Origin of the sequence: Aquabacterium sp. (genome assembly GCF_004297345.1) — a bacterium.
Taxonomy (GTDB): domain Bacteria; phylum Pseudomonadota; class Gammaproteobacteria; order Burkholderiales; family Burkholderiaceae_C; genus Aquabacterium.
The window spans coordinates 23,003-29,702 of record NZ_SCTN01000440.1 but is presented as its reverse complement, the minus strand read 5'-3'; the positions used below and the strand labels follow the sequence as shown (position 1 = coordinate 29,702).

Here is a 6,700-nt window from a genome sequence, read left to right as displayed (position 1 = left end):
TCTGCCTGCACACCAGCTGGTTTCTCTACAACGAATTCAAGTTTGGCTGGACGCCCAAGGACAACGGCATGTCGCTGTTTGCCGTGGGCATGATGGCCGTGCTTGTACAGGGCGGCCTGCTGCGTCAGATCCAGAAAGTCATCCCCACCCACAAGCTGGTGCGCATTGGTCTGGTGTCGTCCACCATTGCCTTTGTGGCCTGGGGCGCGGTGCCGGAGGGCTGGATGATGTATGTCGTCATCGCGGCCAATGTGTTTGGCTACATGGTGCAGCCCGGTCTGCAAAGCCTGGTAGCCAATGCCGTTGACCCAACTCGCCAGGGCGAAAGCATGGGTGCCGTGTCATCCATCAACAGCGTGGCTGCGGTGCTGGGCCCCTTGATGGGCACGCCACTGCTGGCAGCCGTTTCTCACTATCCCCACGGCGACTGGCGCGTGGGGGCTCCGTTTTACCTGTGTGGCGCCATCCAGGCCGTGGCCGCCATCATCGGGCTGCGCTACTTCAGTCGGCCCGAGCATGCCCATGAGTCGCCTGCTGCACGCAGCGTGAACGTCTGAACCAGATTGCACCAAGAGATTTCAACATGATGCACGACAAGATCCTCATCCTCGATTTCGGCTCCCAGGTCACCCAACTGATCGGCCGCCGCGTTCGCGAAGCCCACGTCTATTGCGAGATCCATCCCAGCGATGTGAGCGACGAGTTCATTCGCTCGTTCGCGCCCAAGGGCATCATCCTGTCGGGTAGTCACGCATCGACTTACGAAGATCACCAATTGCGCGCCCCTCAGGCAGTGTGGGACCTGGGCGTGCCCGTGCTGGGCATCTGCTACGGTATGCAGACCATGGCCGTGCAACTGGGTGGCAAGGTCGAGTGGAGCGATCACCGCGAGTTCGGTTATGCCGAGGTGCGCGCGCATGGCCATACCAAGCTGCTGGATGGCATCCAGGACTTCGGCACGCCCGAGGGCCACGGCATGCTCAAGGTCTGGATGAGCCACGGAGACAAGGTCACGGTGCTGCCAGAGGGCTTCAAGCTGATGGCGTCGACGCCCAGCTGCCCGATCGCCGGCATGGCCAACGAGGAGAAGGGCTACTACGCCGTACAGTTCCACCCCGAGGTCACGCACACCGTGCAGGGCCATGCCATGCTGACGCGCTTTGTGCGCGAGGTCAGTGGCTGCAAGGGCGACTGGATCATGGGCGATTACATCGCAGAAGCCGTGGCCAAGATCCGCGAGCAGGTGGGCGACGAGGAAGTGATCCTGGGCTTGTCGGGCGGCGTAGATTCGTCTGTGGCTGCCGCGTTGATCCACCGCGCCATTGGTGATCAGTTGACCTGCGTGTTTGTGGATCACGGTTTGCTGCGCCTCAATGAAGGCCAGATGGTGATGGACATGTTCGCAGGCCGTTTGCACGCCAAGGTCGTGCACGTGCAGGCGCAGGAGCAGTTCATGGGCCACCTCAAGGGCGTGACTGATCCCGAGCAAAAGCGCAAGATCATTGGCCGCGAGTTCGTCGAGGTCTTCCAGGCCGAGGCCGCGAAGTTGACCAATGCCAAGTGGCTGGCCCAAGGTACCATTTACCCGGACGTGGTCGAGTCCGGCGGCACCAAGTCCAAGAAGGCCACGATCAAGAGCCACCACAATGTGGGCGGCTTGCCAGAGACGTTGGGCCTGAAGTTGCTGGAGCCTTTGCGCGAACTGTTCAAGGACGAAGTGCGCGAGCTGGGCGTGGCGCTGGGCCTGCCTGCTGACATGGTGTACCGCCATCCTTTCCCCGGCCCAGGCCTGGGTGTGCGCGTGCTGGGCGAAGTCAAGCCAGAGTACGTGTCGCTGCTGCAGCGCGCCGACCACATCTTCATCGAAGAGTTGCGTAAGACCATCGACCCCGAAACCGGCAAGAGCTGGTATGACCTCACATCTCAAGCCTTCACCGTCTTCCTGCCCGTCAAGAGTGTGGGTGTGATGGGCGATGGCCGCACGTATGAATACGTTGTCTCGTTGCGTGCGGTCGAGACCAGCGACTTCATGACCGCCGATTCGGCCGAGCTGCCTTATGCCTTGCTCAAGAAGGTGTCGAGCCGCATCATCAACGAAGTGCGTGGCATCAACCGCGTGGCTTACGATGTGTCGAGCAAGCCGCCCGCCACTATTGAGTGGGAATAAGCGGGCGCCAGGCCCACGTGATCTGCTGAGCATGCCGTCACGGCGAAGGAGTTCTGTATGAAAGCGCTGGGCTTGTTGTCTTTGTTGTTGGCATTGCTGATCGTGGCGCTTCTTGCCAGAAAGCAGTTGAGCACGACGCATCAACTTGCGCCAAGCGCAGCAACTTCGGCTGCGTCCGGCGCCGGTGTTGATGTGCCTCAGGTTGGCAATGCCGACGATGCGCGGCGGGTTCAGCAGCGCGTACAGGACGACATGAAACGCTTGATGCAGGACCGAGCTTCAGATGTGGAGCGAGGTCTGGGCGGTGCGGACAAGCCCTGAGCCAAGCGCGCTGAGTGAGGAGGGCGCTCATGTCCGATCAGATGTCCCTGGATGGTTTCGAGCCCAAGGCTGAGCGGCTCCACAACCTGTTTCTGGCCTTGATGCCCGATGCCTGCGCAGCCACGCAAGCGCAAGAGCTGGCGATGGATCTGGGTCGAGCGCAGGGTGTGGCTGTGAAGGCCGAGCGAAGCGCCCGCTTTCACGTGACACTTTTTCATGTCGGGAACTTCCTGGGCGAGGTGCCGGCTGGCGTCATGCGTACAGCCAGGGATGTGGCTGAGGGCATCGCGGCCTCACCGTTTGATGTGTCGTTCGGGCGAGTGGGCAGCTTTCACGGCAAACCTGGCCGGCTGCCGGTTGTGCTGCAAGGTGCGACCTCATCGGCCCTGATGTCGTTCCAGGCAGCCCTGGATCAGCAAATGAAGCGCGCCGGCTTGACGCAGGGCGAGCATCATCGCCAGTTCACGCCTCATCTGACCTTGTTTTATGGCCGCTCGCCAGTGCCGGATCAGGCGATTACGCCCATCGCGTGGCGGGCGCGGGACTTTGTGCTGATCCGCTCGGTGGTCGGAGAGGGCATCTACATTGAAGAGGGGCGCTGGCCCTTGCGCGCAGCATCTACATCGACCAAGCCTGCTTCCAACGAATGACCGTGACTGATACACAGCCCACCAGTTCAAGCGACGAATACGCCATGCGCATCGCGCTGGACCAGGCTCACAACGCCTGGCTGGCTGGCGAGGTGCCTGTTGGGGCGGTGATCATGCTGAACGGGCAGGTCATCGCAACTGGCTACAACCGCCCGATCACCACACACGATCCCACAGCTCATGCGGAGATCGTGGCTTTGCGGCATGCCTCGCAGTTGCTGGCGAACTACCGTCTGCCAGAGTGCGAATTGTTTGTCACGCTGGAGCCCTGTGCGATGTGCGCCATGGCCCTGATGCATGCCCGCTTCAAGCGCGTGGTGTTCGCCGCCACGGATCCGAAGACGGGCGTGGCGGGATCGGTTCTCGATCTGTTTGCGAACAAGCAGCTCAATCATCACACGCACATCGTGGGTGGTGTGCTGGCAGATGCCAGCAGCCAGTTGCTCAAACTGTTCTTTGCCGAGCGGCGCGCCCAGATCAAGGCGCAACGGGACGAGCGCAAGGCTATTGCGGCGCGTCAGGCCTTGCATGGCTTGGACGTGATCGAGCCTGCCGACGAGGGATTGGATCCTATTCCTGTGGGCCACGTGATTGAAGCTCATCCAGACGGGTCTTGACGGCCTGGCTTGTGCCATCTTGGAATAGGGCGGCGCAGTCATCATTGGCGAAGCGCCAAGTGGTGAACGTTTTGAATCCAGGCCTGCCTTTGTGCCGTACTGGATTTGATGACAGAGCTGAAGTAACGCACCTCACCGAGCTTGATGCCGCAAAAGCGCAGGATCGGGTAGCGGAACTGCCTGATCACGGGGCGACCGTAGAGCCAGCGTTCAATCCAGCCTGGCGTGTCCATCGTGATGATCAATCGAGCCGTCTTGCCCTTGAGCAAAGGCGTCAGGCCTTGGCCTTGTGGATCGTAGCGAAACGCAAAGCCAGGCAGCAGCACGCGATCCAGGAAACCTTTGAGCAAGGCGGGCATGCCGCCCCACCAGAGGGGAAAGACGAAAACCAGCTCGTCGGCCCAGAGGAAGTCTGCTTGTGCCTTGGCCAGATCAGGCTCCAGTGCCTGTGCGCGCTTGTAGCCTTCGTGCAGGATGGGGTCGAAGACCAACTGGTCGAGCTGCAGCATCCTGGTTTGATGCCCAGCCTGCGCAGCGGATTGTGCATAGGTGCGGGCCATGGTTGCGCCAAGGCCGCCATCGTTGGCGTGGCTGGGGTGAGCGGCAATGATCAGGATGTGGCGGGCGGGCATGAGTCGGTAGCGGTGTTGTGACAACCGCTACCGTAAAGCTTGCCCCCGGGGGCAAGGTCAAGTGCCTGGGTGTGAAAGTGGCGCCATGCATTTCAGCTTTTGACAAGCTGTGAGGCAATGACGTCGCAATCGTTGGATTGCGCCATCAGTTCGGGCAATGTCTGGGCCAGAGCCATCAGGGCTGTGTCGCGTTCGCGCAGTTGCGCCATCTCTGCATGAATACCTTGCCGCTTGCCTTCGATCGCCTGAACCAAGGCGGCCCAGTCTGGCGTGCAGCCGTCTTCTCGTACCAGGGCGCGTAATTCGGCCAGTGTGAAGCCCAGATCCTGTGCCTGCCGGATCAGGCGAATGGCCAGCAGGTGCGCTTGGTCGTAATGCCTGTAGCTGCCGATGCGCAAGACGAATGGCAGCAAGCCCAGTGCCTCGTAGTGGCGTATGGCTTTGGCTGACACGGCCGTGGCTTGGGCCGCTTGTCCGATGGTGAACGTGGGTGAGCGCATGTGAGGTGAAAATAAAAAAAAGGGAGCCGATGGGCTCCCCTTCTGCCGGACCGTGTACACAAAGCCCAAGGCCCTGTGCCGCGCCGTGCGTGGCTTACATGCCCGAGTAGTTCGGGCCGCCGCCGCCTTCAGGCGTGATCCACACGATGTTCTGTGTGGGATCCTTGATGTCGCAGGTCTTGCAGTGCACGCAGTTCTGCGCGTTGATCACCAGGCGATCGCTGTTGTCGTCGTTCTTCACGAACTCGTACACGCCAGCCGGGCAGTAACGCGACTCGGGGCCGGCGAACTGAGCCAGGTTGGTCTGCACAGGCACCGAAGCGTTCTTCAGCGTCAGGTGAGCCGGCTGGTGCTCTGTGTGGTTCGTGTTGGAGATGAACACCGAGCTCAGGCGATCGAAGGTGATCTTGCCATCGGGCTTCGGGTACTCGATCTTCGGCATCTGGCTGGCAGGCTTCAGGAAGGTGTGGTCCGGCGCTGGGTTGCGCAGGGTCCATGGGGCTTCCTTCATGCCCAGGCGGGGCAGCAGCCAGTGCTCGACGGCCGTCATGATCGTGCCAACGTAGAAGCCCTTCTTGAACCAGGTCTTGAAGTTCTTCGAGGTCTTCAGCTCGTCGTGCAGCCAGCTCTTTTCGAACAGCGCGGGGTAGGCGCTCAGCTCGTCTTGTTGACGGCCAGCCATCACGGCTTCGAACACAGCTTCAGCGCACAGCATGCCGGACTTCATCGCGGCGTGCGAACCCTTGATGCGGGCAGCGTTCATGTAGCCGGCATCGCAACCAACCAGGGCGCCGCCCTTGAAGACGGTCTTGGGCAGGCTGGGCAGGCCGCCGTTGTTGATGGCGCGTGCGCCGTAGCTGATGCGTTTGGCGCCTTCCAGGTACTGCTTGATGACCGGGTGGGTCTTCCAGCGCTGCATTTCTTCGAAGGGGCTCAGCCAGGGGTTCTTGTAGTCGAGACCGACCACGAAGCCCAGGGTGACCTTGTTGTCAGCCAGGTGGTACAGGAAGCCGCCACCGAAGGTTTCGGTGTTCATGGGCCAGCCACCGGTGTGGACGACCAGACCAGGCTTTGCCTTGGCAGGATCGATTTCCCACAGTTCCTTGATGCCGATACCGTAGCTTTGAGGGGCCTTGCCGTCAGCCAAGTTGAACTTGGCGATCAGTTGCTTGCCCAGGTGGCCGCGAGCGCCTTCAGCGAAGATGGTGTACTTGCCCAGCAGTTCCATGCCGAGCTGGAAGTCGCCTGTGGGCTCGCCGGTCTTGTCGATGCCCATGTTGCCGGTGGCCACGCCCTTGACGGCGCCGTTGTCGTCGTACAGCACTTCAGCTGCAGCGAAGCCAGGGAAGATTTCCACGCCCAGGCCTTCAGCCTGTTGAGCCAGCCAACGGGTCACGTCGCTCAGGCTCACAACGAAATTGCCATCGTTGTGCATGCAGTTGGGCACAAGGGCATCAGGCGTCTTGATCTGACCGCCTTCGGTCAGCACATAGACTTCGTCGCCAGTGACAGGCTGGTTCAGCGGGGCGCCCAGTTCCTTCCAGTTGGGGAACAGCTCGGTGATGGAGCGTGGGTCCATCACGGCGCCCGACAGGATGTGAGCGCCAGGCTCAGAACCCTTTTCGAGCACGACGACGTTGATTTCCTTGCCGGCCTTTTCAGCCAGTTGCTTCAAACGGATCGCAGTAGACAGACCAGCGGGGCCGGCACCGACGATCACCACGTCGTATTCCATCGACTCGCGAGGGCCAAACTGCTCAAGGATTTCCTGGGGCGTCATCGTGATTCCTTCTGTTCGGACAAAACAGGGTTC

8 protein-coding genes are annotated in these 6,700 nt (G+C 61.1%); 5 read left to right on the top strand and 3 right to left on the bottom strand.

Annotation, left to right across the window (positions count from 1 at the left end; all coding sequences use genetic code 11):
- The 5 genes from EPO09_RS17130 to tadA all read left to right on the top strand — a co-directional run.
- The coding region (locus EPO09_RS17130) for an MFS transporter (protein WP_290644813.1) at positions 1 to 557 on the top strand (557 nt) is incomplete at its 5' end.
- A 29-nt stretch (positions 558 to 586) separates the two neighbouring features.
- Positions 587 to 2,167: a glutamine-hydrolyzing GMP synthase gene (gene guaA / locus EPO09_RS17125; protein ID WP_290644817.1), complete on the top strand. Its 1,581-nt coding sequence runs from the start codon at positions 587 to 589 to the stop codon at positions 2,165 to 2,167.
- Positions 2,168 to 2,224: 57 nt separating this feature from the next.
- Positions 2,225 to 2,488 carry a hypothetical protein gene (locus tag EPO09_RS17120; RefSeq protein WP_290644811.1) on the top strand — a complete coding sequence of 88 codons (264 nt, stop codon included), beginning with the start codon at positions 2,225 to 2,227 and terminating at the stop codon, positions 2,486 to 2,488.
- Positions 2,489 to 2,517: 29 nt separating this feature from the next.
- Positions 2,518 to 3,138 (top strand): 2'-5' RNA ligase family protein, encoded by a 621-nt coding sequence (locus EPO09_RS17115; RefSeq protein ID WP_290644809.1) that lies wholly within the window; start codon positions 2,518 to 2,520, stop codon positions 3,136 to 3,138.
- Between the two features lie 2 nt (positions 3,139 to 3,140).
- Positions 3,141 to 3,755, top strand: a complete 615-nt coding sequence (gene tadA / locus EPO09_RS17110) for a tRNA adenosine(34) deaminase TadA (RefSeq protein ID WP_367200083.1) — start codon at positions 3,141 to 3,143, stop codon at positions 3,753 to 3,755.
- Positions 3,756 to 3,796: 41 nt separating this feature from the next.
- Here tadA and EPO09_RS17105 read toward each other — a convergent pair whose 3' ends face one another.
- The 3 genes from EPO09_RS17105 to EPO09_RS17095 all read right to left on the bottom strand — a co-directional run bounded on the left by EPO09_RS17105 (position 3,797) and on the right by EPO09_RS17095 (position 6,667).
- Entirely contained in the window at positions 3,797 to 4,387 is a 591-nt protein-coding gene (locus EPO09_RS17105) for an NAD(P)H-dependent oxidoreductase (RefSeq protein ID WP_290644805.1), read from the bottom strand.
- A gap of 92 nt (positions 4,388 to 4,479) precedes the next feature.
- Positions 4,480 to 4,887 (bottom strand): MerR family transcriptional regulator, encoded by a 408-nt coding sequence (locus EPO09_RS17100; RefSeq protein WP_290644803.1) that lies wholly within the window; start codon positions 4,885 to 4,887, stop codon positions 4,480 to 4,482.
- A gap of 94 nt (positions 4,888 to 4,981) precedes the next feature.
- Positions 4,982 to 6,667, bottom strand: a complete 1,686-nt coding sequence (locus EPO09_RS17095; RefSeq protein WP_290644801.1) for an electron transfer flavoprotein-ubiquinone oxidoreductase — start codon at positions 6,665 to 6,667, stop codon at positions 4,982 to 4,984.
- Positions 6,668 to 6,700: the final 33 nt, after the last annotated feature.

What these genes read in the sequence shown, in the direction of transcription:
- EPO09_RS17120 (WP_290644811.1), top strand. Translation starts at nt 2,225, where the DNA reads ATGAAAGCGCTGGGCTTGTTGTCTTTGTTGTTGGCATTGCTGATCGTG.
- EPO09_RS17115 (WP_290644809.1), top strand. Translation starts at nt 2,518, where the DNA reads ATGTCCGATCAGATGTCCCTGGATGGTTTCGAGCCCAAGGCTGAGCGG.
- EPO09_RS17095 (WP_290644801.1), bottom strand. Translation starts at nt 6,667, where the DNA reads ATGACGCCCCAGGAAATCCTTGAGCAGTTTGGCCCTCGCGAGTCGATG.
- EPO09_RS17100 (WP_290644803.1), bottom strand. Translation starts at nt 4,887, where the DNA reads ATGCGCTCACCCACGTTCACCATCGGACAAGCGGCCCAAGCCACGGCC.
- guaA (WP_290644817.1), top strand. Translation starts at nt 587, where the DNA reads ATGCACGACAAGATCCTCATCCTCGATTTCGGCTCCCAGGTCACCCAA.
- EPO09_RS17105 (WP_290644805.1), bottom strand. Translation starts at nt 4,387, where the DNA reads ATGCCCGCCCGCCACATCCTGATCATTGCCGCTCACCCCAGCCACGCC.